The 24,690-nt window shown below is 69.7% G+C and carries 22 protein-coding genes and 4 pseudogenes; 12 read left to right on the forward strand and 14 right to left on the reverse strand.

The window, feature by feature from the left end:
• The first annotated feature begins 189 nt into the window (after window positions 1-189).
• Both IF29_RS0135720 and IF29_RS0135725 read left to right on the forward strand, forming a co-directional pair.
• Complete coding sequence (locus tag IF29_RS0135720) at window positions 190-1,533, forward strand: chloride channel protein (RefSeq protein WP_084715418.1); 1,344 nt, start codon at window positions 190-192, stop codon at window positions 1,531-1,533.
• Between the two features lie 27 nt (window positions 1,534-1,560).
• Complete coding sequence (locus IF29_RS0135725; protein WP_051726474.1) at window positions 1,561-2,694, forward strand: MerR family transcriptional regulator; 1,134 nt, start codon at window positions 1,561-1,563, stop codon at window positions 2,692-2,694.
• A 9-nt stretch (window positions 2,695-2,703) separates the two neighbouring features.
• Here the strand turns inward: IF29_RS0135725 and hpxZ are convergent, their stop codons facing one another.
• From hpxZ to IF29_RS0135745, 4 genes are all read right to left on the reverse strand, one after another.
• Window positions 2,704-3,126 (reverse strand): oxalurate catabolism protein HpxZ, encoded by a 423-nt coding sequence (gene hpxZ / locus IF29_RS0135730; RefSeq protein WP_051726475.1) that lies wholly within the window; start codon window positions 3,124-3,126, stop codon window positions 2,704-2,706.
• Between the two features lie 2 nt (window positions 3,127-3,128).
• Window positions 3,129-3,677, reverse strand: coding sequence for a DUF1097 domain-containing protein (locus IF29_RS0135735; protein ID WP_030264490.1), 549 nt, complete (start codon window positions 3,675-3,677; stop codon window positions 3,129-3,131).
• A 136-nt stretch (window positions 3,678-3,813) separates the two neighbouring features.
• Window positions 3,814-5,106, reverse strand: a complete 1,293-nt coding sequence (locus IF29_RS0135740) for an amidohydrolase family protein (RefSeq protein ID WP_037597920.1) — start codon at window positions 5,104-5,106, stop codon at window positions 3,814-3,816.
• Window positions 5,107-5,207: 101 nt separating this feature from the next.
• On the reverse strand, window positions 5,208-5,840 hold the full coding sequence (locus tag IF29_RS0135745; RefSeq protein ID WP_030264497.1) for a GntR family transcriptional regulator: 633 nt from the start codon (window positions 5,838-5,840) through the stop codon (window positions 5,208-5,210).
• Window positions 5,841-5,961: 121 nt separating this feature from the next.
• On the opposite strand from IF29_RS0135745, the gene IF29_RS0135750 reads away from it, so the two are divergent.
• The 3 genes from IF29_RS0135750 (at window position 5,962) to IF29_RS46500 (ending at window position 8,922) form a co-directional block, all read left to right on the forward strand.
• Window positions 5,962-7,071 (forward strand): acetamidase/formamidase family protein, encoded by a 1,110-nt coding sequence (locus IF29_RS0135750; RefSeq protein ID WP_051726476.1) that lies wholly within the window; start codon window positions 5,962-5,964, stop codon window positions 7,069-7,071.
• On the forward strand, window positions 7,068-8,195 hold the full coding sequence (locus tag IF29_RS48155; protein WP_051726477.1) for an amidase family protein: 1,128 nt from the start codon (window positions 7,068-7,070) through the stop codon (window positions 8,193-8,195). The genes IF29_RS0135750 and IF29_RS48155 overlap by 4 nt, the downstream gene beginning before the upstream one ends.
• Window positions 8,196-8,325: 130 nt before the next feature.
• Window positions 8,326-8,922: a hypothetical protein gene (locus tag IF29_RS46500; protein ID WP_157624098.1), complete on the forward strand. Its 597-nt coding sequence runs from the start codon at window positions 8,326-8,328 to the stop codon at window positions 8,920-8,922.
• A gap of 75 nt (window positions 8,923-8,997) precedes the next feature.
• Here the strand turns inward: IF29_RS46500 and IF29_RS0135760 are convergent, their stop codons facing one another.
• The gene (locus IF29_RS0135760; protein WP_051726478.1) at window positions 8,998-9,549 is read right to left on the reverse strand and encodes a hypothetical protein; all 552 of its coding nucleotides are present in this window, start codon (window positions 9,547-9,549) and stop codon (window positions 8,998-9,000) included.
• Between the two features lie 191 nt (window positions 9,550-9,740).
• Between IF29_RS0135760 and IF29_RS0135765 the strand changes: the two genes are divergently transcribed.
• Complete coding sequence (locus IF29_RS0135765) at window positions 9,741-10,271, forward strand: hypothetical protein (protein WP_232242733.1); 531 nt, start codon at window positions 9,741-9,743, stop codon at window positions 10,269-10,271.
• Window positions 10,272-10,299: 28 nt separating this feature from the next.
• On the opposite strand, the gene IF29_RS45490 is transcribed toward IF29_RS0135765, so the two are convergent.
• Window positions 10,300-11,334: an FRG domain-containing protein gene (locus IF29_RS45490; RefSeq protein WP_084715420.1), complete on the reverse strand. Its 1,035-nt coding sequence runs from the start codon at window positions 11,332-11,334 to the stop codon at window positions 10,300-10,302.
• A gap of 273 nt (window positions 11,335-11,607) precedes the next feature.
• Here IF29_RS45490 and IF29_RS44530 point away from each other — a divergent pair, with 273 nt between their 5' ends.
• Window positions 11,608-12,435, forward strand: coding sequence for a Shedu immune nuclease family protein (locus tag IF29_RS44530; RefSeq protein WP_198037650.1), 828 nt, complete (start codon window positions 11,608-11,610; stop codon window positions 12,433-12,435).
• A 95-nt stretch (window positions 12,436-12,530) separates the two neighbouring features.
• On the opposite strand, the gene IF29_RS46505 is transcribed toward IF29_RS44530, so the two are convergent.
• The 6 genes and pseudogenes from IF29_RS46505 to IF29_RS46520 all read right to left on the reverse strand — a co-directional run bounded on the left by IF29_RS46505 (window position 12,531) and on the right by IF29_RS46520 (window position 15,423).
• On the reverse strand, window positions 12,531-12,701 hold the full coding sequence (locus IF29_RS46505) for a hypothetical protein (protein ID WP_157624099.1): 171 nt from the start codon (window positions 12,699-12,701) through the stop codon (window positions 12,531-12,533).
• Between the two features lie 155 nt (window positions 12,702-12,856).
• Window positions 12,857-13,462 (reverse strand): annotated as a pseudogene (locus IF29_RS48160) (ISAs1 family transposase); the annotation flags it as partial.
• A 45-nt stretch (window positions 13,463-13,507) separates the two neighbouring features.
• Window positions 13,508-13,879, reverse strand: a complete 372-nt coding sequence (locus IF29_RS48165; RefSeq protein ID WP_232242735.1) for a transposase family protein — start codon at window positions 13,877-13,879, stop codon at window positions 13,508-13,510.
• A 660-nt stretch (window positions 13,880-14,539) separates the two neighbouring features.
• On the reverse strand, window positions 14,540-14,977 hold the full coding sequence (locus tag IF29_RS46510) for a hypothetical protein (RefSeq protein ID WP_157624100.1): 438 nt from the start codon (window positions 14,975-14,977) through the stop codon (window positions 14,540-14,542).
• A gap of 115 nt (window positions 14,978-15,092) precedes the next feature.
• Window positions 15,093-15,251: pseudogene (locus IF29_RS48170) on the reverse strand (IS256 family transposase); the annotation flags it as partial.
• A gap of 22 nt (window positions 15,252-15,273) precedes the next feature.
• Window positions 15,274-15,423 carry a hypothetical protein gene (locus IF29_RS46520; protein ID WP_157624101.1) on the reverse strand — a complete coding sequence of 50 codons (150 nt, stop codon included), beginning with the start codon at window positions 15,421-15,423 and terminating at the stop codon, window positions 15,274-15,276.
• 102 nt (window positions 15,424-15,525) lie between these two features.
• Here IF29_RS46520 and IF29_RS42705 point away from each other — a divergent pair.
• From IF29_RS42705 to IF29_RS49120, 3 genes and pseudogenes are all read left to right on the forward strand, one after another.
• Window positions 15,526-16,146, forward strand: a pseudogene (locus IF29_RS42705) (NAD(P)-binding domain-containing protein); the annotation flags it as partial.
• A gap of 5 nt (window positions 16,147-16,151) precedes the next feature.
• On the forward strand, window positions 16,152-16,697 hold the full coding sequence (locus IF29_RS0135795; protein WP_030264528.1) for an NUDIX hydrolase: 546 nt from the start codon (window positions 16,152-16,154) through the stop codon (window positions 16,695-16,697).
• Between the two features lie 202 nt (window positions 16,698-16,899).
• Window positions 16,900-17,396 (forward strand): annotated as a pseudogene (locus IF29_RS49120) (Tn3 family transposase).
• 4 nt (window positions 17,397-17,400) lie between these two features.
• On the opposite strand, the gene IF29_RS45500 reads toward IF29_RS49120, so the two are convergent.
• Complete coding sequence (locus tag IF29_RS45500; RefSeq protein WP_232242738.1) at window positions 17,401-18,609, reverse strand: amidase; 1,209 nt, start codon at window positions 18,607-18,609, stop codon at window positions 17,401-17,403.
• 39 nt (window positions 18,610-18,648) lie between these two features.
• Entirely contained in the window at window positions 18,649-19,593 is a 945-nt protein-coding gene (locus tag IF29_RS0135810; protein ID WP_030264532.1) for a helix-turn-helix domain-containing protein, read from the reverse strand.
• Window positions 19,594-19,812: 219 nt separating this feature from the next.
• On the opposite strand from IF29_RS0135810, the gene IF29_RS0135815 reads away from it, so the two are divergent.
• Window positions 19,813-21,240 carry an MFS transporter gene (locus IF29_RS0135815; RefSeq protein ID WP_084715421.1) on the forward strand — a complete coding sequence of 476 codons (1,428 nt, stop codon included), beginning with the start codon at window positions 19,813-19,815 and terminating at the stop codon, window positions 21,238-21,240.
• Window positions 21,241-21,666: 426 nt separating this feature from the next.
• A complete protein-coding gene (locus tag IF29_RS42720) occupies window positions 21,667-24,543 on the forward strand; it encodes a discoidin domain-containing protein (RefSeq protein WP_051726480.1) in 2,877 nt (958 codons plus the stop codon).
• Window positions 24,544-24,690 lie beyond the last annotated feature (147 nt).

Raw genomic sequence — 24,690 nt, forward strand, 5'->3', positions numbered from 1 at the left:
CGGGTACTGGCCCGCATCGGCGCCCGCGACCGGGTGCACGCCGTGATCATCGCCTACGAGACCGGCCTGGTCCGCGCCGACCGACCCCCACGCGGGTGAGGACGGCCGCACCCAGCCGAACGAGTTACCTCGCCGTGCCGTCCGGCATGTCCGGCGGGCTGCGGCGCGGCGCGGCGGTGAAGCTGAGACATGGCCTCCCAGCAGTCAGTCCCGAACCGACAGCCCGCCCCCGCGACCCCGGCCGAGGCGACCGGCGCGGCCCAGCTGAAGGCGACGCTGCTGAGCCCCGGTTATCTGAAGCTGCTGCTGCTCGCCGCGCTGGTCGGCATCCCGATCTCGCTGGTGGCCTTCGGGTTCGTCAGCCTGGAGCACGAACTGCAGCACTGGGTCTGGGAGTCGCTGCCCAAGGCGCTGGGCTACCCGGTCGCCCCGTCGTGGTGGCCGCTGCCGACGCTGGCGTTGGCGGGGCTGCTGATCGCCCCCGTGATCGTCAGGATGCCCGGGCACGGCGGCCACCTGCCGGTCCAGGGGCTCGGCGGGCCGCCGCAGCCGCCGCGGGCGCTGCCGTCGATCGTGCTGGCGGCGCTGATCGCGCTGCCGCTGGGCACCGCGCTCGGCCCCGAGGCACCGCTGATGGCGCTGGGCGGCGGCCTCGCCCTGCTCACCGTCAGCCGGGCCAAGCAGCAGGCGGACCCCCGGCTGGGCCTGCTGCTGGGCACCGCCGGTTCCTCCGCCGCCATCGCCACCATCTTCGGCAACCCGCTGGTCGGCGCCGTGATGATGCTGGAGGCCGCCGGGCTGGGCGGACCGCAACTGCTGCTGCTGATCGTGCCCTGCCTGCTGGCCAGCGGCCTCGGGGCGCTGGTCTTCACCGGCTTCGGCCACTGGACCGGCCTGGGCATCGGCGCCCTGGCGCTGCCCTCCTCGCCCACCAGCAGCACTCCCGACGCCGGCGACTTCCTGTGGGCCGTGCCCATCGCCGCCCTGGTGGCGCTGGTCGTGGTCGGCGCCCAGTGGCTCGGCTGGCGCACCGTTGCCTTCACCCGGCAGCAGACCGCGGTCCGGACCATCCTGTGCGCGGTGGCCGTCGGCGTCTGCATCTGGGCCTACGCCGCCTTGAGCGGCCGCTCGCCGGAGGAGGCGGCGCTGTCGGGCCAGGCCGCGCTGGCCCAGCTGGCGGCGCATCCGCACGCCTGGGGCGTGGGCGCCCTGGTGCTGCTGGTCCTCTGCAAGGGGCTGGCCTGGGGCGTCAGCCTGGGCTCGCTGCGCGGCGGGCCGATCTTCCCGGCGGTGCTGCTCGGCGCCGTCGTCGGGGTGGCCTGCTCGGGCCTGCCGGGGCTGGGCACCGCCGCCGGCCTGTCCATCGGCCTGGCCGCCTCCGGCACCGCCATCACCGGACTGCCGGTCACCGCCACGCTGCTGGCGATGCTGCTGATCGGCGACAACGCCGCCAACGCCACCCCGCTGCTGATCGTCTCCTCGGTGGTGGCCTTCGTCGTCTCGACGAAGTTCCGGGCCAAGCCCGCATCCTGAACCGGCAGTTGACCCTGACGTGGCGTCATGCCGCATAGTCGGGGTGTGGAAGATCACCTGACCGTGGGACGCGTCGCCGAACTGGCCGGCGTGAGCGTCCGCACGCTGCACCACTACGACCGGATCGGCCTGGTCCGGCCGTCCGCCCGGACGCCCGTCGGCTACCGGGCCTACGCGGCGGGCGACGTGGAGCGGCTGCGGGAGGTGCTCGCCTACCGGCGGCTGGGCTTCGGGCTGCGCGAGATCGCCGACCTGGTCGACGACCCGGCCACCGACGCGGTCGCGCACCTGCGCCGGCTGCGCGGCCTGCTGCTGCACCAGCGTGACCGCGCCGCGGCCACGGTGACGGCAATCGACAGGGAACTGGAGGCACGGGCGATGGGGATCAGGGCGACACCGGAGGAACAACTCAAAGCGTTCGGACCGCAGTTGTACGACAGCATCGGGGCCGACTACCCGGCGACGCGGCGCACCGAACCGCGGATAGCCGCGAGGGTCTGGGAAGCACTCGGGGACGCCCGCACCGTACTGAACGTCGGGGCCGGCACCGGCTCCTACGAGCCCACCGACCGCGAGGTCACCGCGGTGGAACCCTCGGCGGTGATGCGGGCGCTGCGTCCCGGGGGCGCGGCGCCGTGCGTGGCCGCCGCCGCGGAGCACCTCCCGTTCGCGGACCGGTCCTTCGACGCCGCGATGGCCTTCAGCACCGTCCACCACTGGCGCGACCCGGTCGCCGGACTGCGCGAGATGCGGCGGGTGGCCCGCCGGGTGGTGGTGTTCACCTACGACGCCAGCGACCCCGTCTGGCTCCAGCGGTTCTGGCTCACCCGCGACTACCTGCCGGAGTTCGCCGGACTGCTCACCGACTGGCCGTCACTGGCCGACCTGACCCGGGCGATCGGCGGCCGCGCCGAGCCGGTGCTCGTCCCGTGGGACTGCGCCGACGGCTTCTTCGAGGCCTACTGGCGCCGGCCCGAGGCCTACCTGGACGAACAGGTGCGCCGCGCGGTCTCGGTGTGGACCAGGGTCGGACCCGAGGCCGAACAGCGGGCAGTGGCCGGGCTCCGCGACGACCTCGCCTCGGGCCGCTGGGCCGAGCGCAACCGCGACCTGGTCGCCCTGGACGCGGCCGAACTCGGCCTGCGGCTGCTCGTCGCCTGACCGTTCCACTCACGGGCGTTGGGAGACGTGGGCGGCGACGATCCGCCAGCCGCAGTCCGGGAAGCGGACCCAGGTCTGCTGCTGGCGGCCGGTGCCCGGCACGCCTTCCCGGGTGAAGAGGGTGGTGGTGACGGCGTAGTCCGCGCCGAAGACGGTGACCTCGGTGCGGGTCCGGGTCCTGGCCAGCCCGGCGGTCGGACGGGCGCGGCGGAAGGCGGCGATCTCGTCCGTACCGAACAGCTCCTCGGTCGCGCCGATCCGGACTGCCTCCGGACTGTCCCAGAACAGCTCGTCCAGGACCTGGATCTGATTGCCAGTCAGGGCGCGCTCGTAGCGGTCGGCGAGGTCCAGGAGTTCGGCGCGGACCTCCGGCAGATTCACCTGCCCGCAGGCGGCGCGGTCCGCTGCGGTGGTCCGGGGTGGCTGCGGCATGCTCAGCGCGCCGTGACGGGCTCGGCGGATGCGGGGGCCGGCGCCGGGTCGGGTACGGCGAAGGTGAGCCGGTTCGCCAGGTAGGCGTAGACCGGGCCGAGCGCGTTCATGGCCACCACCGACACCCAGGCCGCCCAGACGCTTCCGGCGTGGTAGCCGAAACCGCCGAAGAAGGTCGCGAAGAAGGAGGCGAAGCCGAGGAACATCCCCGGCACCAGAGAGGTGAGCCTGAGTCTGCCGGTGTACATCAGTGCGGAGTTGAGCACCAGGATGATCACTGCCAGCAGCGCGTCCTGGGCGATCCGGCTGCTGCCGGCGTGCGGGCCCAGGTGCTGGTCGACCAGGACGATGGCGGCGGCGAAGGTCGAGCCGACCGGCATGGCGGCCCACAGCCGCTTGGCGTTGGCCAGGCTGGGGCTGCCCATCAGGTGCAGACCGGCCCAGGAGATGAAGATCGCCCAGGGCGGCAGGTTGAGGGTGGTGCCGCCGACGAAGGCAGTGGTGGCGGCCATGACGGATGCGGCGATCTCGTGCGGGATGCGTTCGCGCATGGGGAGGCTCCTCGGTCGTTGGGAAGCAAGGGGGTTCGGGCAGGCCGGGGTTCAGACCGGGCCGGGATTCAGGCGGGCCGGGGTTCAGACCGGGCCGGGCGTTCAGGCTGGCTGTGCGTTCAGGCCGGCTGTGCGTTCAGGCCGGCTGGGGGACGAGCAGTTCGGTGCTGCGGGTGGTGCGGGCCACGACGCGGCCGCGTTTGAGCACCCAGCGGCGGTCGGGTCGGTCCAGCAGGACGTCGGCGAGGCGTTCGGTGCCCAGCACGACCAGGTCCGCCTGGGCTCCCGGGCGCAGCCCGTAGCGGTCGGCGATGCCGACCACGCGGGCGGCCTCGGTGGTGGCCATGGCCAGGATCCGCTGCTGGTCGGCGGGGCTGCCCAGGTGGCAGGTCTGCGCCAGCAGCAGGCCGATGTCCAGCAGGTCGGCGTTGCCGAAGGGGGTGAAGGCGTTGCGGACGTTGTTGCTGGAGTACGCGGTGGTCACCCCGGCCTCCCACAGCTCGCGCACCGGTGCGATGCCGCGCCGCACCGCGGTGTCGTCGTTGCGCCCGCCCAGGTGCAGGTCGGTGGCGGGCAGCGGGACCACGGCGACCCCGGTCTCGGCCAGCCGGGCCAGCACCCGGGCCCGGTCAGCACGGTGACGGCCGCTCAGCGAGGTGGCGTGGCCGATGGCGACCCGGCCCTGCAGGCCGTGCTGCTCGGTGGCGTCGGCGATGTACTCGGCCAGGGCGAACCGCGGGTCGTCGGCGTCGTCGGCGAAGTCGGCGTGCAGGTCGACCGGCACGCCGAACTCGGTGGCGAGGGCGAAGACGGTGTCGATGTGGCGGCGGCAGGCGTCCGGGTCGGCCTCGTTGTAGGTGCAGCCGCCGATGACGTCCGCGCCTCGACGCAGCGCCTCGCGGAGCAGGTCGAGGGTGCCGGGGGCGCGCTCGATGCCCTCCTGCGGGAAGGCGACGACCTGCAGTTCGACCAGTTCGGCGTACTGCTCCCGCAGTTCGAGCATCACCTCGAGTCCGGTGAGCCCGGCGATCGGGTCGACGTCGGGGTGGGCCCGGATCAGGGTGGTGCCGTTGGCGACGGCCTGCTCCAGGACTCTGACGGAGCGTCGGCGCACGCTGTCGTGGGTGAAGCCGCGCTTGAGCTCGCCGGTGACCGCGATGGCCCCGGCCAGGGTGCCCGCCAGGTTCGGGCGCTCCCGGTCCAACAGGGCCTTGTCCAGGTGCAGATGGGACTCAATCAGTCCGGGGATGACCACCAGTCCGGCGCAGTCGATCTCCTCCCGGGCGGCTGCGGCCGTACCGGGGTCCCCGGTCGGTTCGATGGCGGCGATCAGCCCGCCGCTGACGGCGATGTCCACCAGGCCGCCGTCCTGACCAGGTCCTGACGGACCGTCGGTGATCCTGGCTCGGCGGAGCACGAGGTCGTGCACGGGCGCTGCTCCCTTCGCTCGGCGGGTTCCGGACGCTGGCCCGAAACGGCGATGGGAGTTGTATACAAAGTCGGGATTTCGCGGAAGCGCTCGCTTCCGTGTCAGCCGTGTTGCGGAGTTCTCACACCCTTGCTGCCGCGCAGCCGGTAGGCCTGCTGAGCCCGCCTGATGTGGTCGGCCACCAGTTCGCGGGCGCGTTCGGGATCCTGGTCGCGCAGCGCCTGCAGGATCTCGGCGTGCTCCCGCCAGGAGTCGTTGGCCCGGCGCGGCAGCTCGACTGAATACACCCAGGCGATCTTGTTGCCCAGCTGCGCCACCAGCGCCGCGGTGTCCGGGCTGCCGGACGCCTCCGCAAGCAGCTGGTGGAAGCTGGTGTTCAGCCGCGCCAGCCCGGCGTGCCGGCCGTCCCGCAGCAGTTCCCCGGCCTCGGCCAGGACCAGCTCCAGCCGGGCCAGGTGCAGCTGGCTGCGCCGCGCGGCCGCCCGCTCGGCGCCGAACGGCTCGATCAGGGCGCGCAGCCCCAGCAGGTCCTCCGCCTCGGTCTCCGAGATCTCCGCCACGAACGTCCCGGCGTAGGGCCGCGAGTGCACGAAGCCCTCCGCCTCCAGCGTCCGCAGCGCCTCGCGCACCGGCACCCGGGACACCCGGTACCGGGTCGCCAGCGACTCCTCGGTCAGCCGCTCCCCGGGCGCGAACACCCGGCTGACCACGTCCTCCCTGATCGCCGCGCACACCGTCTGGGTGGTGTCCCGCCGCCGCCCCGCACCACGCTCGTTCACCACGGCCCGGCCTCCCCTCGCGCTCACGGCCACCGGTTTACGCAGCCGTAACGGTTGTATGCAATCTTGCTGCCCCATGAGCGTACTTCAGCCGAGCACCGGACCCGTCAGCGGCAGCCACTACCTCGACGCCACCGAGAAGAACACCTCCTGGGGCCTGCTGCCGAACGCCGCCACCCGCCCGCTGCTCACCGTGGCCTCGGGCAGCAGCGTCTGCCTGGACACCCTCAGCCACGAGGGCATCCTGCCCGACCAGGGCCGCGATCCGGCGGCCTTCTTCGGACGAGCCGGCATACCGGCGGACCAACTGCTCCGCGACGCCGTGGACCTGGCCGCCTCCGACCTGGTCCTGGATCCCTCGCTGCACGGGCCGCACGTGGTCACCGGGCCGGTGGCGGTGGCCGGCGCCCGCCCGGGCGACGTGCTGGAGGTCGAGGTGCTGCGGCTGGACCGGCGCACCGACTACGGCGTCATCAGCAACCGGCACGGCCGCGGCGCACTGGCCGGGGAGTACCCGGCGGCCCCGCCCGGCCACCCGGTGGGCGAGCCGGTGCCGCCGGTCAGCCTGGTCGCCCGGGCCGAGGGCGGCACCGGCCTGCTGCCGGTCGGCGACGGACGGCAGCTGCGCTTCCTGCTGGCGCCCTTCCTCGGCATCATGGGCGTCGCCCCGGCCACCGAGCGGCCGGTGCACTCGGTCCCGCCGGGCGCGCACGGCGGCAACCTCGACATCCGCATGCTGGGCACCGGCGCCCGGCTGTTCCTGCCGGTCCAGGTGCCGGAGGCGCTCTTCTACGCGGGCGATCCGCACTTCTCCCAGGGGGACGGCGAAGTGGCCCTGACCGCCTTCGAGGCCCCGCTGCGGGCCACCCTGCGGCTCACCGTGCACAGCGACCCGGCAGCCCGCAGGCTCGCCGCCCGGCTCGCCGGACCCTACGCCGAGACCGCCGAGCACCTGCTGGTCACCGGCCTGGACGAGGACCTCGACGAAGCCGTCCGCAAGGCCACCCGCGCCGCCCTGGCCTACCTGGACGAGCGCTGCGGCATCCCGGCCCCGGTCGCCCTGGCCTACCTCAGCGCCGCCGTGGACCTGCGCATCTCCCAGGTGGTCGACCGGGTCAAGGGCGTCCATGTCACGCTCCCCCGCGCCGATCTGACGCCCCTGCTGCTGGCGGGGGCGACCCGGTGATCGACCCCTTCGTCGACTGGCTGCCGCTGCGCAGCGCACCGCAGGGCGTGCCGCGCCTGGCGGTCAAGGACGTCATCGACGTCGCCGGGCTGCCCACCGGCTGCGGCCACCCGGACAAGCTGGCCACCGCCCGGCCCGCGGCCCGTGACGCCGAGTGCGTACAACTCCTGCGTGAGGCGGGCGCCTTCGTCGTGGGAAAGACCCACACCGACGAACTCGCCTACAGCCTGGGTGGCACCAACGCCCACTACGGAGCCGTCGCCAACCCGGCCGCGCCGGGCCGGCTGACCGGCGGCTCCTCCAGCGGCTCCGCCGCGGCCGTCGCCGCCGGCCGGGCCGACCTCGGCCTGGGCACGGACACGGCCGGCTCCATCCGCGTCCCCGCCGCCTACTGCGGGCTGTGGAGCCTGCGCCCCACCCACGCCCGGGTGAGCCGCAGCGGAATCGCACCGCTGGCCCCCTCCTTCGACGTACCCGGACTGCTCACCCGCGACGCCGAAACCCTCGCCTGGGGCGCACGGGCCCTGCTCGCCGACACTCCCTCGGCGACCCGCCCGCTGGGACGGACACTGGCCCCGGCCAACCTGTGGGCGCAGGCCGAGGACGCGATCCGGGAAACCCTGGCACCGCTGGTCCGCAGCGCCGACCATGACGACCTGTCAGCCTTCGAGGGCGCCCGCGAGGCGTTCAGCACCGTCCAGGGCGCCGAGGCCTGGGCCGTCCACGGCCCGTGGATCCGGTCCCACCGGCCCACGTTCGGACCCGGGGTCGGCGCCCGCCTCGCCGCAGCCGCGCGGATCACCGCCGAAGCGCAGGCGCACGCACGCGCCGCGCTCGCGACCCACCGCGACCGGCTGCACCGGCTCCTCGCCGACGGCACCGTGCTCGCCCTCCCCGCCGCCCCCGGCGCCGCACCCGCCTTCGCACCGCCGGAACTGCGCGGCGCACCGCCCCGAACCGCCACACTCGCCCTCACCTGCCTGGCCAGCCTGGCCGGCCTCCCCGCGGTCACCGTGCCGCACGGCCCCGGCGGCCTGTGCCTGATCGCCGGCCCCGGACACGACGAGGCCCTGCTCGCCCTGGCCGCCACGACGTTCGACCGCTCCGCGGCGCACACGGGGTGAGCCGGGCCCCACCATACGGCTGAGCTGGGCCTTTGTCAGGCAGCGGAGCGACGTCACGCGAGATCATTCAGTGGGCCTGCTCGAGAGGAAACGAGTGGAGGCGCGCATGCGGGATCCATAGGGTTAGCACGTGTCCGTTGATGTCTCCGCCGAACTCCCAGCGCCTATCTCGCTGTCCACCGTGGTTCAGGGGACGGGAGAGGTTCTCAGAGCGCTGCTCGACCTTGCATTTGAGCCGCCACCACTGGAGGTCATTGAGGGGTGGCACGTTGAGGACCACCTCAGGGTGTCGTCTGGGCGGCCGATGTCGGCTGAGGAACTTGCCGCATCCGTGATGGGTGGGAGCAGTCCCGCGCGTGGGGACGACGGCAAGGGATCTCTTGCGTTCGAGGTCCGGCCTGTGGGGAGCGGGGACCGCGCATACCTGTTGGTGATCGATCTGGCCACTCACCCGGCTGGGGCTCCGCTCATCAAGGTTGTGGTGTCCCCAACCCGGACCTGCGTGGGCGTGGTGCTTGCGACTGCTGTCGCACTGAGCGCGGCGTCCGCAAGCGGTGGCGAGTTCGTCGACATCGAGATAATCATGCTCGACGCGGTCGCATGGCAGGGCCCCGGCAAAGTCGCAAGATGCCCGTTTCGAGTCCAAGTCGGTCCAGCTGGATACGGGTGCCCAGGCGCAACGGACGTCCCAACTCGGCCTCGTCGCCGTCGATCTCCGGCCACGTGAGCCGCACCTCCACAACTCCTCTGGGTCGGGCCGATTGCAGGGCTTCGGCAAAGTCGACGGGTGCCCGTTTCGTGATCATGTGAGGCCGAGGAGGGCGAAGGGGCGAGGGCGCCAGTCGCCGTCTCGGGTTCGGCGTCGAGCATTCAGCGGTGGCTGCATGTGGACCTGAAGGAGATGCTCCAGCGCGAGTCCGTACACAGCCAGTCCCATCGACTCGACTGCAGTCCGCTCCCGGGCGTCGAGCTGCATGAGCAGCTTGGCCCACTGGACGACAATCACTCGCTCCCACAGCTCGGGCGGCACGGTGTTGGCCAAGTGGTGGTCCTCGCCGATTGGGAGGTCTCGTAGCCGGCGCTCGGCCTCCTGGGTCTGGCCGACGTATGCGAGCCCAGTTCCGTGCAGATAGACGCCATAGAAAACCGGCCCACTGACCGGAGGCGCATCATCGCCGGCCCCTGAGGTCAGAAGGGCACCGACGCTGTGTGCAAACCGGAACCGATCCTGCCACTCGCTCAACTCCGCGGCCCCGCTGGTCACAGAGCGCAGGGAAGAGCGCCACTCTTCGTAGGCCTGATCAAAGCTCGCTTCCACCACGGGTGACAGTCTGACCTCACCGATGCGCCTCATGCGACATCCATCCGGCACTACTCTCGACTGCGGTTGGGGGGACCGGGCGGATGACTGAAGGGACGGGCATGGGGCAGCGAGGGTACTGGCGAGTGTCTGATGGGTCCGCGGTGCCAGCCACGGAGGCTCAGGCGATCTGGGCCGTCGAGGCCTATCGAGTGCTTGTGAGAGTGGCCGGTACCTATCACGCCGTGATCACTTACAAGGAGCTTGCGGAAGGAGTCCAGGAGGCATCGGGCATCCGCACGTCGGCGCTGCTCCACAACTGGGTCGGCGGTGTCCTGGGTCGAGTGGTCAGGGAGGCCCACCATCGCGGCGACCCACCAATGACCGCGTTGGTCGTGCACACCGATGACGGCATGGTCGGAGACGGCTACAAGGAAGTCCTGGCCGTCGCGGGAGAGCCTCCAGTGGAAGATTTCCTGGAGCGCGAGCATCATGCCGCTCGGTCGCGACTGGCCTGCTACCAGCGCTTCGGCGCCACGCTCCCTGCCACCGGCGGTGTGCCAGCTCTTGCCCCGAAACTCGAAGCGACCATCGCTCGGCAGCGCTCACGGGAGCCCGTCCGGCCGCCGCGGGTCTGCCCCAGCTGCTTCATCCAGCTCCCCTCCACCGGCGCCTGCGACTCGTGCGGGGCGCCCGGACAAACCCTTGATGCTCACGCCCTCACGAGTGGCTCAATCGTCGCACCGGTTACACCTGACCTGCGCCGCCCCACGTGATCGCGTCACGAGTTCTTATGTAGGGTAGTCACTTCCGACGGTTATTCTTGACTTGCCAAGTGGTCCTCGACAATTCCTCCGCCTTGCTAATTGCAAGACGTTTCACTTCGATAAGTGGTGGATACATCGTATCTACGGTGATTGGATGATCCTCCTTCTTGAGGAGGGCACCCAAAGGCCTCTTCCAGCTTGCCGGAATGCGAATTGTCCACGCCGTTGCGGACCACGCCTTCCCTGCTGCATTGCGCAACGGAAAACGGATGCTCAGGTTCGTAATCTTGGCTAGATCCAACGGCTCCAGAGTCTTGCCGTTAAATTGCATTTGGCGTCGCGAATAACTGGCAATCAGGCCGCCCACAAGAAAACACCCTTGCTGCGCCCGCATTCGAGGATCGAGATCCTTTGGGTCGGCAACTGCCACGCGCCCAGTCCAACTCGACTTTGCGTACTGCTCACCGCGGGCGGCGTCTGCCCACTCCAGGCATCGCTGGGCGTCCAAGTAGAAGATGTCTGCCGCGTCGCTGGACTTGCGGTGGAGCTGGATTACGAACAGCCGGCCGTCCAGGTCGTGATTCTGATCCACGGCAAAGAATAGAGCCTCAAAGGGAGCTTTCGAGACATCGATAAGCCTTGTGGGAATCCCGTGATGCTGCATGAGTCCCAAGAGCTGGCCATCGGTCATTAGTCGCCCAAGGCCCTGGCTTCTCATCACTCGCAGGATATCCGCCTCCGTTCTTGCCATCCGATGCTCCGTCACCCTGGTGACCGAGTTTTGGAGAATCCGAAAGAGACTTGACGAGAGTCCGTGATCCGCGTTGGATTGCCCGCGATAAAAGACGCTTTCAACTGGTGGCGACGGTAGAGCGAGAGACCCGCCATCCAAGGGGTCTCTCGCCCCGGCTTTGAGCCATTCCCAGAGGCTCTGAAATGTCCCGTCCAATCCAATCTTTGAATTAATCTCGCGCTCTGCGAAAAACTCCCCTGCAAGATTGTTGCTGACCGCATCGCCATCTGGCGAAGACCCTCGATTGTTACCAGTGGCAGGGTGCGAATCGTTAGCCATAACCGGAGCTTAAGTCGGTCGGCAGGCTGATGCAGGTCGGTGAGGGCCAACAGGCGAAGGCCTGTCTCCGGGGAGGGCGCCCCGAACGGACGACTCCTGGCCGCCTCTCGGCGCGCTTCGGTGCGGAGTTTCCCGGACTTGGCCCCTCGCGGGCAGCCGATGCTGCAAGATCTGCACGTGGCAGACTATCGGCGGCGCACCGTCTCGCGGGTTGTGGTTCAGCAGGCATTCGGGCTAGCAGGAGGGCGGTGTTCCTTCCCAGGCTGTCAGCCTGTGACTCTCGACAATGGCCTACCCCTCGTTGAGGTCGCGTTCATAGCGGGAGGGTTTCCCGGCGCAGTCAGGCACGAGCCCGACTTGACTTTCGAAGACGAAACCTCAGTCGAGAACATTATCGCCCTCTGCCCCACTCACCATGCCCTAATCGATCGCAATCCGGAGAATTTCCCAATATCCGCCCTGCGGAGCATGCGCGCAGCTCATCTAGAACGAGTGAGGCGCGGCCTGGGTTCGGATTCCGTCAGGGTCACAACTTCGCGCCTTCTAGAGGCGCTAGAAATTTGGAACCACGAGCGGGGAAATTCGCGAGAAGAATTCTGGCAGACATTCTTCTCGGAGCGCCCAGAAGTTCTAGCAGTCGCCCTGGAGGGGCGAGCATACACCTTGCGAAGCAAGTGCTACGTAGGGGGGAAATCGGTGGATAACACCGGCGGTAACCTCCTCGATTTTATGGCCCACCATAATGGAAACGTAGCCCTCCTTGAGATCAAGACGCCTAAATCTCCCTTGCTCTCAACTTCAAGCTATCGAGAAAATGTCCACGCGCCCTCTCGCGAGCTTTCAGGAGCGTCAGTACAGGTGCTGGAGTACCGCCACAGCTTGCTGTCAAATCTCCCCGCTCTGTCTTTTCAGACCCCCGGCCTGCGGGCGGCCCATCCAGTGAGCATGGTAATCATCGGAGATGTGGAACGGGAGCAGATGAATGAGAACCAGTGGCGCTCCTTTGAACTCTTCCGCACTTCGCTTCGAGACGTGCGAATAATTACCTATGATGAGATATTTGCGGGAATCTCGATGCTCACAGAAGCCCTATCAGATTAAGCGGCCCGCATTGGTCGACCCGTCTCGCTGCCAGGGCCTCGGCAAAGTCCTGTGATGTCCGTCTTGGGAGAGCGCCTGGTGTTGGGGCGTGCTCGTCAGCGCAGTGAGTGGCGCTTTTGGTGCGGCTCGGGGAGCCCGAACGTCAGCCCGTTCTCTTCGAGGGCGTCGGCGATGGTTAGCTGCTCCTTGAGGAAGAGGAAGCTGACGTCGACCGACCCCTGGGCCAGGGTTTCGGCGTAGTCGGCAGGCGTCCGGTTTGTGATCATGCGAGGCCGAGGAGCGTGAGGGGTCGGCGGGCGTCGCGTGCGTTGCGGCGGAGACCGGCGGCGATGTTCGCGACGCCGCTGAGCCGCAGGGCGCCGACGGCGAGGTTGCGCCAGGTCGCCATCGCGCGGGGCGCGTTCCCAGTTCGCAGCTGCGAGGCGTCCTCGGCGAACGTGGTGTCGCGGATGTGGTGCAGGGCCTCGATCTTCCAGTGGTCCCTGCTCAGCTGCGCGAGCTGGGCGGGACTGGCCTGCTCGGCGATCAGGCTGGTGACCGCGTAGACGGTGGCGATGGTGGTCTTGCCGGTCTTGCGGTCGGTGCGGCGGCGCTTGATCTGGACGGCCTGGCTGGCACCGGGGAAGAGCAGGTTGCTGACGGTGGCGACCTTGATCCGCCGGATCTCGGAGCGGCCGTGGCCCGTACCGCGGGTGCGGCCCTGGAGCGGGATGTCCTTCCAGGGCAGGGACTTCAGCTGCTTGCGTAGCTTCTTCTGGTTGCCCTTGACGATCGCGACGTAGTGGGCCCGGCAACCCAGCAGGTAGCTGGCGTGCTCGCGTTGGGTGTGCAGAGCGTCGCTGGTGACGACCGTCCCGGCCAGGTCCGCGATCGTGTCCAGCAGCGGCTGGAAGCAGGTGGTCTCGCCAGTCTTCTCGCCGACGTCGAGTTGGGCCAGGACCAGCCCGGTGGTGTGCTCGACCGCCGCGAACAGGTGCACCTTCCGGCCCCTCGCCCTTGCCGCACCGCGCAGGCTCTTGCCGTCCACGGACAGTCCGCGCGGCCCGGAATCGGCGGGACGGCGGTCGGCGAGCTAGCCACCCACCGCCCGGTCCAGGGCGTCACCGTCGACACGCGCGAGCAGCTGGCGGACCGTCGCCTCCGCCGGGACCAGCTGTCGCGGCAGCACCGGATCGGGGCGCACGCCGAGCCTGTCCAACACGAACGGCGGCGCGTCCGCGATCCACTCGCCGACCGCCAGCAGCGAGGTGGCCCCGGCCAGCACCGCGCATGCGGTCAGCGCGAGGACGACGGCCAGTGCGTGCCGCACGCCGCGTGGGTTGCGCGGGTCCGGCACCTGGGCCAGCCGCTCCAGCAGGCCGGGCACCTCCCCGGGGCCGATCTCGGGTCGCTCGCGGAGCTGGTCAAGGGCAGGCAGGATCAGCGATGATGCGTCGGCAGGCACGGTCTTCCAGGCAGGTCACGGGGCGTCGAGAACTCCATGATCTTGGAAGCCCGTGCCTGTCCTGCTTCCACCCCCACCACCCAACGAACCATCACGAACCGGACGCCTGCCGACTACGCCGAAGCCCTGGGTCGCATGGCAGCCCGACAGATTCATCGAACGAGCCCGATTGGCCAACGGCGTGGGCGACTTCGCGGAGCGGTGCGAGCAGTTCATGCGACAGTTCCCGAGCCTCAACGGCTGGCCGAGGAACCGATCCTCTGACGACGCGTAGCCTCTGCTCCCGTGACTACTGATGATCTCCGCGCTGCGGCGCTCTACTGAACGCTAAAGGCACAGCTCAGCCGCATGGTGCGAGCGACATGACGGCTGGATCCTCAGTAGCTGTCGGCATTGTTGCTGACCTGCTGCAATGCTTCGCGTATGTGCCCGCGACGCATAACCATGCCGGTGGGTCGCCACAACAGGCTTTGCGCCAGGGTGCTATGCGCACGACGCGGTCAAGGGAAGAGGGCCCGGGGCGGCCCAGCCATGTGCAACCAAAAGCAACCGACAACGAGTAATAGTCAAGACCTGTGGACGAGGTGACGTGTGGCCCACCGCTATACCTGGACCGGGTGATGTGCTTCCGGGTACTGCTGGGGCCCGGTGCATTCGGGCTCAGCCCTGGACTGGTTCCACGTGATAGGGCTCAGCTCCGCCCAGATAGAGCATGCACCCCTTGTCCTCCTCCGCATCGAGGCTCTTCCCTGGTGGCACGACGTAGATTCCTGCAGTGGGGGCAGGCGCCCAGCCGAGGTTGCGCGGAGGGTCGTACTCCTCGTAGTGCCCCACGCACAGACGGGTCGGCGGGATGGACACTGTGCAGACGTCTCCTGCACGCAGGGCTGGAGCGGCCGGCTCAAGGCGATATGGAACCCACTCGTGGTTGGAATCGCCCCATGGGAGGCTGAATCTCCCGTTCCAGCGGAAATTTGTGGAGTTGTCGATCGCTCCCCACGGCCATTCGAGAGTGATGTAACGCGAATCCACCGCAACCACCCGAGCACTCGCGGCTTCACAGGAGACGATCACCTCGTCGCCGATCCGAAGAGCCATGGCCATCCCTCCTTGTCCGGTCGAGAAAGACTCAGAATAGGTCAAGACCTCCGCAATTGGATGGCTCCGCTTTGGCCCGGGAGACCGCCGAGGTCCGGTTGCTGTAGTCGCCCGGTCAAGCGACCTTCTCCGCTCGCTCAACCAGCGCACCGTAATCGAACCCGGCACCGGCGCGGACCAGTGCAACCAGGTGGGCGCCGGTGATCGCGCGCCATCGGTCCTGGGCGGACTCGACCAGCTTGAACACCATCGCCAGTGTGGCAGCCGGGCTGCCGGCGACGCTTCACCAAAGGTCGTCAGCTGAGTGCGGCGGCCCGTAGGTCAAGTTCCCTGGCTGCGGGCACCGTCTTGAGCCGATTGAGACGGGCGCGCATCTCGGCGACGGCTTCGGTGACCTTGACAGAGCGAATTCCCTCAGCGGTGTCGAGGAAGTCATTCCAGGTCACCAGGGCCGCGTCGGTGTCCTAGCGACGCAGGTGGACCTGGCCGAGGTCGGCCAGGACGATCGCACGGGTCCGGCGGCGATCCAGGCCGTGGATATCCAGCGCCAGTCGGTGGTGTTCTCCACCGAGGCACTGATGCGCGGCCGCGGCGACATCCTGCACGGCCGCACCGCCCTGGTCATCGGCTTCGGCAAGCTCGGCTCCTCCATCGCCAGGCTGCTGCACGCCAAGGGCGTCCAGGTCACCTTCTTCGACATCGACCCGGTCCGCCGCACCCAGGCCCTGTCCCAGGGGTTCGCCGTCGCCCGCGACCGCGAGCACGCCCTGACCGGAGCCGGACTGGTGCTCTGCGCGACCGGCTCCATCGCCTTGCGAGGCGAGGACTTCCCGCACCTGCGCAACGGGGCCTATATCGCCACCGTCACCAGCAGCGAGGACGAACTGGAGCTGGCCGGTCTGCCGGAGGTCTACACCCGGGCCCGCACCGGGGAGTCCATCACCCGCTACCAGACCACCGGGCACTACTTCTATCTGATGAACAACGGAAACGCCGTCAACTTCCTGCACGGTGCTTCAGTCGGTCCGTTCATCTTCCTCGTTCAGGCGGAAATCCTCGCCGCCATCGAGATCCTCGCCCGCGCCGACCTCAACCCCGGTATGCATGGGATCGGCGCGGACCACCGCGCCACCATTGCGGCGACCTGGCTCAACTACTTCAACAGGTGATCACCATGGCCATCACGGCAGAGCACATCCGCACCACCCTGACCCGCTACCTCGACCAGCACCCCGAGGAGAAGGCCGACCTCGCACCCGTCCTGGACCTCCTGGACACCGGGGCAGAGATCACCAGCCGCAAGGAGTTCCGCGGCCACGCCACCGCCGGCGCAATCCTGACCGACCCCGTCGGCAAGGTCCTGTTCATCCACCACCTGGCTCTGAACAAGTGGCTCCTGCCCGGCGGCCACCTCGAACTCGGCGACACCACCCTCATCGGCGCGTCCCTGCGTGAACTCGCCGAGGAGACCGGCATCCGCCCCGAGCTCGTCGTCCCACTCCGGGACGAGCCCGTGCACATCGACGTTCATCCCATCCCCGCCAACCCGGCCAAGGGCGAGGGCGACCACCAGCACATCGACTTCCGCTTCGTCTTCGCCACCAACGCCGACGTCGCCGAACTCCAGGCCGAGGAAGTCACCGATGCCGCCTGGCGCAGTGCCGAGACGATCACCGACGAGCGCCTCCGTAACAGAGTGTCCGCCGCCATCCGGCGCTGACCAGCGCGAGAGCGGCCGGACGCCTGGAAAGCAGGAAACCTTCCCAGATTCAGGCAGCTCCCACGAGTTGGAAGTTGAGATCAGCGGGAAATTTGCTGACCCCGGTCATGGCGCCAGGGGTCAGCAAGGCTGGACGGTCGGCCAGCGGCCCGGTCTGGCCTGACGCCAGCCCCGCCCGGTCCCCCGCGGCCGAGTCGACCTGGTGCGGATCGAGCGGCACTGGGAGGACATCCTGCGGATCATCGGCTCCATCCACACCGGCGCGGTGCGGGCCCACAACGTGATCCGGATGCTGTCGGGCGAGGGCCGGCCCACCCCGCTGGGCGACGCGATCGCGCACTACGGGCGGATCACCAAGACGCTGCACATCCTGCGCTCGGACTCGTGCTCAACGCCGTCGTACTCTTCGACACCCGGTACATGGATGCCGCGGTGAACCAGCTCCGCGCCGACGGCTTCGACGTCCACGACCAGGACGTTGCCCGCCTCTCCCCATTCGTACAGCACCACGTCAACACGCTCGGTCGCTACTCGTTTCAGCTCCCTGAAAACTACCCGGAGGGCTGCGGCCTCTGCGTGACCCGGACTCCGCTGACAAGGATTGATGTCACCTGTGGGTCGGAATTCCTGCTGGGAGCATCAGTGTTTCGATGGCCTGTGCCCAGTCCAGCAGCCGCTCGTCGCTTCCGGTGCGACTGACGCACTACAGGCCTAGCGGCAGGCCGTTCTCAGTCCGTCCGGCGGGGATGGAGAGGGAAGGCCAGCCGGCGTAGCTCCAGGGCAGACACATGATGGGGCTGCCCGTGCTGGCCAGACCGTGCGGTGCCGGGCCGGTGGCAGCGGGGCAGATCCATATGTCGACGCCTGCCTCGTCGGTCGCCTGTGCCAGGGTGGTCCGGAAGGCTTCCCGCCGTCGCAGCCCGTGCTCGTACTGTTCCCGGGAAATCGCCTGCCCTTGCCGCACCGCGGCCACGGATTGCTGCCGGTAGAGCGCGCCGTGCCGAGGGAACCACTCAGCGTGGCTCTGTGCGGCTTCATAGCGGTTCACCGTGAACAGGTCGTCGGCATCGTGGGCGAGGTCCGCGAACATCGGGACGCGGCGCACCGGGAACCCTGCACTCGACAGCGTCGCGACCTGTACTTCGAATGCCGCTCGTGCCGCTGTTCCGGCCTGCTCCAGGTAGGGGCCGTCCGGCACGCCGAGCACTGGACGCTTCCGTTCGGTGTCCCGCACTGGCTGCCAGCCGTCGCACAGCACAGCTGCTGCCATCGCCGCTGCAGAGAGCGTCGCGGCGAAGACCCCTATGGTGTCGAGGGTCGGCGCGTTGGGGATCACGCCGTCGACCGGAATCCGACGGGCCGTCGGCTTGAACCCCACGACACCGCAGTAAGCCGCAGGACGGATCATTGACCCGACCGTCTGCGTACCGATGGCCAGCGGCACCATTCCAGCCGCGACAGCCGCTGCCGACCCGCTGCTGGAGCCGCCAGGCGTGTGTTCGTGGGCGTGTGGATTCCGTGTCGCCCCCGGCGCAGCAATGGCGAACTCCGCCGTCACGGTCTTCCCCGCGATCAGGGCTCCGGCATCACGAAGCCGGTCCACGACTCCTGCCTGTCTGCCCTCGAACACCTCTGGGGGCAGCACAGAGCCACCTCGTGTGGGCAGTCCGTCCACGTTGACGATGTCCTTCACCCCGACCGGGACGCCGAACAACGGCGGCCGCGACCCAGCGGCCGGCCAACGCTCGTGGACCGAATGGAGCTCACTGCGAACGCGTTCCCGCCGGGCGGCACTTGTCTCTGAATCGGCGACAAAAGCATGGATGGTACGGTCCATCTCATCGATCCGGTCGCACAACGTGTCAACCGTCACCGACGGCGAACCGCCTACCTCATACGTTTTCGTTTTCACGCGGACCAGACTGCCAGAGCAGGATGGCTCGCCTCGGCCTCAGTTGGCCGAGGCCGAGGCGTAGGCCGGGGCCGGGGCGGAGGCCAGGGACGGGGCGGAGGCCGGGGCGCAGGTGGGCGTCGGCTCCGCTCCGGCGTCCGCGGACTCCAGGCGGAGCATGGCCTGCTCGTCCGCGGTGCCGGGGGCCGCCTGGTAGACCACCATCCGCTGGCCGCCGGTCCGGGCCAGCTGCATCACCTCGTAGGTCAGGGTCATCGACCCGACCTTGGGATGCCGGAAGGTCTTCTGGCCGCCACCGCGCTCGCAGACGTCGTAGCGTTCCCACAGCCGCGCGAACTCCGGCGACTTCAGCACCAGTTCGCCGACCAGCGCGGTCAGTTCGGGGTCGTCCGGGTCGACCCCGGCGACGGCCCGCAGATGCGCCACCGAGAGCGCGACCGTCTCCTGCCAGGGGTCGTAGAGCGTGCGGCCGAGCGGGTGCAGGAACAGGTACCGGGTCAGATTGCGCCGGTCCTCGGGCCAGTCCCAGAGCCCGGGCAGCAGCCGCCGGCCGGGCGGGTTGGCGGCCAGCACCCGGTTGTGGCGGCTCACCACGTAGGCGGGCAGCGGACGCACCGACTCCAGCATCCGCAGCAGCGACTCGCGGACGGTGTGGTCCGAGCAGGCCGGCAGCTCGGAGATCCGTCCGGCGGCCAGCTCGGCGAGCTCGTGCAGGCGCTCGTAGCCGTCGCCGCGCAGCCGCAGCGCACGGCCGAGGGCGTCCACGACAGCCGGCGAGGGATTGGTCTCACGGCCCCGCTCCAGGCGGATGTAGTAGTCGACGCTCACCCCGGCCAGTACCGCCAGCTCCTCCCGGCGCAGTCCGGGGGTGCGGCGCAGGCCCGCGCCGGCTGGCAGGCCCACGTCCTCGGGGCGCACCTGCGCCCTGCGGGCCTTCAGGTACCGGCCGAGTTCGGTGCCCCGCGCATCCGTTGCTGTTGCCATCCGGCCATTGTCGCAGGCCGGTCCGGTGCGTGGGGGGCCGTGTCAGGGCCTGGAACGCGGCACCCCGGGCAGAGCGCGGTCTGCCGCGCGGTTCGGCGCGCGGCCAGAGTTGGTCCCGAACGGGCGGCCCGGCCGCCGGGGCCCAGGGGGTGCACGACACCGGACCGCGGCCCCGGCGCACCGCGGCCGCCCGCCGAATGCCCCTGAGAGGAAGTCACCATGCAGACCACGCGGACGCCCCGGCTCCGGCACTCGGACCGGGCGGAACCGGGCGCAGCGTCCGACGCCCAACGCGCCCACCGCGCCCGGCGGCGCACCGGCGCGGCGCTGGTCGCCTCGCTGCTCGGGTTCACCGTGATCACCATCGACGTCTCGGCGGTGAACATCGCCCTGCCCGCGATCGGGGACACCCTCAGCGGCGGGATGGCCGGACTGCAGTGGGTGGTGGACGCCTACACCCTGATGTTCGCGGCCCTGATGCTCTCCGCCGGGGCCCTCTCCGACCGGGCCGGTGCCCGCCGCGCCTACGCCTGGGGCATCAGCCTGTTCACCCTGGCCTCCCTGGGCTGCGCGCTGGCGCCGGACATCGGCGTGCTGGTGGCCACCCGGGTGGCGCAGGGCGCCGCCGCCGCAGTGGTGATGCCGGCCTCACTGGCGCTGATCCGCCAGTCCTACGAGGACGCCCGGGCCCGGGCCCGCGCCATCGCGCTGTGGACCGTCGGCGGCTCGGTGGCGATGGCCGCGGGACCGGTGCTCGGCGGGCTGCTCACCGACACGGTGGGCTGGCGGGCGGTCTTCCTGCTCAACCTCCCGGTGGGCGCGCTGGTCCTGGGCCTGCTGATCCGGGTGGAGCGCTCTCCGCGCCGGCCCGCCGCACTGGACGGCGGCGGCCAGCTCACCGCCGTGCTCGCGCTGGCCGGGCTGGCCTTCGCCGCGATCGAGGGCGGCCACCTGGGCTGGACCAGCGGCCCAGTGCTGGTCTCCGCCGCGATCGCGGTAGCGGCCGGCCTGGCCTTCCTCGCGGTGGAGGCCCGCTACCCCCAACCCCTGCTCCCACTGGGCATGCTGAAGGACCGTCGGGTCACCGTCCCGCTCGCGGTCGGCTTCGCCGTCAACGTCGCCTTCTACGGCGGGATCTTCCTGCTCGGGCTGTACTACCAGCGGCTGCGTGGGATGTCGGGGATCTCGGCCGGGCTGATGTTCGTGCCGATGTCGGCGGTGGTGACGGCGACCAACCTGGTCTCGCCGCGGCTGGCGGAACGGATCGGGCGGCGACCGGTGATCGTCGCCGGGCAACTGGTCTTCACCGTGGCGATGCTGGCCATGCTGCCGCTGGCCGCGCACACCCCGGTGTGGCTGGTTCTGGTCCTGCTGCTGCCGCTGAGCGTCGGCGGGGCGCTGGCGGTGCCCGCGGTGACCGCGCTGCTGATGGACGCCGTTCCCGGGGAGCGGGTGGGAACCGCGTCGGGGCTGCTCAACTCCTTCCGCCAGACCGGCGGGGCGCTGGCGGTCGCCCTCTTCGGCGGCCTGCTCTCCGGCCCCGACGGCGGCTTCTCGCTCCCGGGCATGCGCCTCGGCCTGCTCGCCGTCGCGGCCCTGCTGCTGGCCACCGCCATCCTCTCCCGCCTGCTGCTGCCGCGCGACTGAACCAGTCGACGGTCGGCCGGCGACGGGCCGGCGATCGCAGCGGCGACCACGACAAGGACCACGACGGATGCCCCCGGCACCGTCGTGGTCGTCCTGACGGGGCATCAACCACCGGTGGTGGCAGCCGCAGGGCGCGGCGGAACCGGTCCGGTTCCGGATCGCCGATTCGTTGACACCAGCGCCACGGGCCCCCTATACCTCAGGGGGAGAGCGCTCTCTGAGTGGAGATTTCACGCCCTTCCCGTCGAAAGGTGATGTCATGGCACGACCATGCCCTGCCACGCGCGGCCCCCCGCGGCAGGCCCGGCCGACCGCTGACGTTCGTGGTCGCGATGCCCGTGCCGATCCCCGCGCAGGACGAGCGCGCCGAGGTCGCACCCGCACCGCCGCTTCGCCGCTCTTCCCCCCGACCTTGCTGGAGTTGTCATGCAGGCCCACTCCTCCGGTGGCACGATCCATCGGAGCGCCCTGTTCCGCCCGGCGCACGCCGCACTGCTCTTCCTCGTCGCCCTGAGCCTGGCGATCTGCACGATCGCCGCGCCCGCCGCCCATGCCGCCGACACCCTGCTCTCGCAGGGCAAGCCCACCACGGCGTCCTCCACCGAGAACGCCGGGACCCCGGCCGCCGACGCCACCGACGGCGACACCGGCACCCGCTGGTCCAGCGCCTTCTCCGACCCGCAGTGGCTGGAGGTCGACCTCGGGGCCACCGCCTCCATCGACAAGGTGGTGCTGAACTGGGAGACCGCCTCCGGCAAGGCCTACCAGATCCAGACCTCCAGCGACGGAACCACCTGGACGCCGATCTACACCACCACCACCGGCCCCGGCGGCACCGAGACCCTGGCCGTCACCGGCACCGGCCGCTACGTGCGCATGTACGGAACGGCCCGCAACACCGCCTACGGCTACTCGCTCTGGGAGTTCCAGGTCTACGGGACCATCGGCTCCGGCAGCAGCTGCGGAACCACCAACGCCGCACTCGGCAAGACCACCACCGCGTCCTCCGCCGAGAACGCCGGCACCCCGGCCGCCGACGCCACCGACGGCAACACCGGCACCCGCTGGTCCAGCGCCTTCTCCGACCCGCAGTGGCTGGAGGTCGACCTGGGCAGCAGCCAGTCGATCTGCCAGGTCGTGCTCAACTGGGAGACCGCCTACGGCACCGCGTTCCAGATCCAGACCTCCAACGACAACGCCACCTGGACGCCGATCTACACCACCACCACCGGCACCGGCGGGGTGCAGACCCTGAACGTCTCCGGCAGCGGCCGGTACATCCGGATGTACGGCACCGCCCGGGCCACCGGCTACGGCTACTCGCTGTGGGAGTTCCAGGTCTTCACCGGCACCTCCACCGGCGGCAACACCGTCACGGTCACCGCTCCCGGCGCCCAGTCCGCAACCGTGGGCACCGCCACCAGCCTGCAGATCCACGCCACCGACTCCGCAGCCGGCCAGACGCTGACCTACAGCGCCACCGGACTGCCGACCGGACTGTCGATCAACGCGTCGACCGGCCTGATCTCCGGCACCCCCAGCACGGCCGGCACCTTCAACGCCACGGTGACCGCCACCGACTCCACCAACGCCGCCGGATCAGCCCCCTTCACCTGGACCGTGACCAGCGGCGCCGCCGGCTGCACCCAGCCAAGCTCGCCGGACTTCGGCCCCAACATGAAGATCTTCGACCCCAGCATGTCCAGCGCCACCATCCAGTCCACGCTGGACTCGGTCTTCAACACCCAGAAGCTCAACCAGTTCGGCACCGACCGGTACTCGCTGCTGTTCAAGCCGGGCACCTACAGCAACACCGCCAACATCGGCTACTACACCTCGATCCAGGGCCTGGGGCAGAACCCGGACGACGTCACCATCAACGGCGACGTCACCGTCGACTCCTTCGACGGCACCGGCAACGCCACCCAGAACTTCTGGCGCTCGGCGGAGAACATGGCCGTCAACCCGTCGGCGGGCAACACCCGTTGGGCCGTCGCCCAGGCCGGTCCGTTCCGCAGGATGGACATCCACGGCGGGCTGCAGCTCTACCCGGCCAGCTACGGCTACGCCAGCGGCGGCTACATCGCCGACTCCAAGGTCTCCGGGCAGGCCTCCAGCGTGTCCCAGCAGCAGTGGTACTCGCAGGACAGCAACTTCGGCAGCTGGAGCGGCTCGGTGTGGAACATGGTGTTCTCCGGCGTGACCGGAGCACCCGCGCAGAGCTTCCCCACTCCCCCGATGACCACCCTGGCCACCACGCCCACCTCGCGTGACGTGCCGTACCTGTACGTGGACTCCTCAGGCGCCTACCGGGTGTTCCTGCCCTCGCTGCGCACCAACGCGTCCGGAGCCAGCTGGGCCAACGGGGCCACCCCCGGCACCTCCCTGCCGATCAGTCAGTTCTTCGTGGCGACCCCGTCCAACACCGCCGCCCAGATGAACGCGGCGCTGGCGCAGGGCTGCAGCTTGTTCCTCACCCCCGGCGTCTACAGCATCGACCAGACGCTCAACGTCAACAACCCCAACACCGTCGTCCTGGGCACCGGGTTCCCGACCCTCGTGCCGACCGGCGGCGTCAACACCATGCAGGTCGCCGACGTGGACGGGGTGCGGATCAGCGGCGTGCTGTTCGACGCCGGCACCACCAACTCCTCGGCACTGCTGACCGTCGGCGCCCAGGGCTCCTCGGCCAACCACGCCGCCAACCCGACCTCGATCCAGGACGTGTTCTTCCGGATCGGCGGCGACATCGCGGGCAAGGCCACCGACAGCCTGGTGGTCAACTCCAACAACACGCTGCTGAACGACATCTGGGCCTGGCGCGCGGACCACGGCAACGCCGGCACGGTCGGCTGGACCGTCAACACCGCCGACACCGGACTGATCGTCAACGGCAACAACGTGCTGGCGACCGGGCTGTTCATCGAGCACTACCAGAAGAACGAGGTGGTGTGGAACGGCCAGGGCGGCGAGACCATCTTCCTGCAGAACGAGATGCCCTACGACCCGCCGAACCAGGCCGCCTGGATGAACGGCTCGACCAACGGATACGCCGCCTACGTGGTCTCCCCGAACGTCACCTCGCACCAGGCGTACGGGTTGGGCAGCTACTGCTACTTCAACGTCAATCCGGCGGTGGTGGCAGATCACGCCTTCGAGGCCCCGTCCGTGGCGGGGGTCAACCTCCACGACCTGCTCACCGTCTCGCTGGGCAATGTCGGTGTGATCCAGCACGTGATCAACCAGACGGGAGCCGCGACCCCGACCAACACCACACCGTCGACCGTCGTCAGCTTCCCGTGACCCTCGGATCCGCAAGGATCCGTCGAACCGGCTGACGGTTGCACCAGCGCTCGGGAGGTCCCCCGCCAACGGGGGACCTCCCGTCCCGCGAAAGGGTCTTTCGGGGAGGAGTCGGATGAATTTCGTCCCTGGGTCGGACACGAAGTC

The organism is Streptacidiphilus jeojiense, from assembly GCF_000719095.1.
GTDB classification, from domain to species: Bacteria; Actinomycetota; Actinomycetes; order Streptomycetales; family Streptomycetaceae; genus Streptacidiphilus; species Streptacidiphilus jeojiensis.

Bases quoted from the DNA above. Each gene is read 5' to 3' on its own strand.
- IF29_RS0135720 (WP_084715418.1), top strand. From the start codon at position 190: ATGGCCTCCCAGCAGTCAGTCCCGAACCGACAGCCCGCCCCCGCGACC.
- IF29_RS0135725 (WP_051726474.1), top strand. From the start codon at position 1,561: ATGCCGCATAGTCGGGGTGTGGAAGATCACCTGACCGTGGGACGCGTC.
- IF29_RS0135760 (WP_051726478.1), bottom strand. From the start codon at position 9,549: ATGAGGCGCATCGGTGAGGTCAGACTGTCACCCGTGGTGGAAGCGAGC.
- IF29_RS0135815 (WP_084715421.1), top strand. From the start codon at position 19,813: ATGCAGACCACGCGGACGCCCCGGCTCCGGCACTCGGACCGGGCGGAA.
- IF29_RS0135795 (WP_030264528.1), top strand. From the start codon at position 16,152: ATGGCCATCACGGCAGAGCACATCCGCACCACCCTGACCCGCTACCTC.
- IF29_RS46510 (WP_157624100.1), bottom strand. From the start codon at position 14,977: ATGGCTCTTCGGATCGGCGACGAGGTGATCGTCTCCTGTGAAGCCGCG.
- IF29_RS0135810 (WP_030264532.1), bottom strand. From the start codon at position 19,593: ATGGCAACAGCAACGGATGCGCGGGGCACCGAACTCGGCCGGTACCTG.
- IF29_RS46505 (WP_157624099.1), bottom strand. From the start codon at position 12,701: ATGATCACAAACCGGACGCCTGCCGACTACGCCGAAACCCTGGCCCAG.
- IF29_RS0135735 (WP_030264490.1), bottom strand. From the start codon at position 3,677: ATGCGCGAACGCATCCCGCACGAGATCGCCGCATCCGTCATGGCCGCC.
- hpxZ (WP_051726475.1), bottom strand. From the start codon at position 3,126: ATGCCGCAGCCACCCCGGACCACCGCAGCGGACCGCGCCGCCTGCGGG.
- IF29_RS45490 (WP_084715420.1), bottom strand. From the start codon at position 11,334: ATGGCTAACGATTCGCACCCTGCCACTGGTAACAATCGAGGGTCTTCG.
- IF29_RS42720 (WP_051726480.1), top strand. From the start codon at position 21,667: ATGCAGGCCCACTCCTCCGGTGGCACGATCCATCGGAGCGCCCTGTTC.
- IF29_RS0135750 (WP_051726476.1), top strand. From the start codon at position 5,962: ATGAGCGTACTTCAGCCGAGCACCGGACCCGTCAGCGGCAGCCACTAC.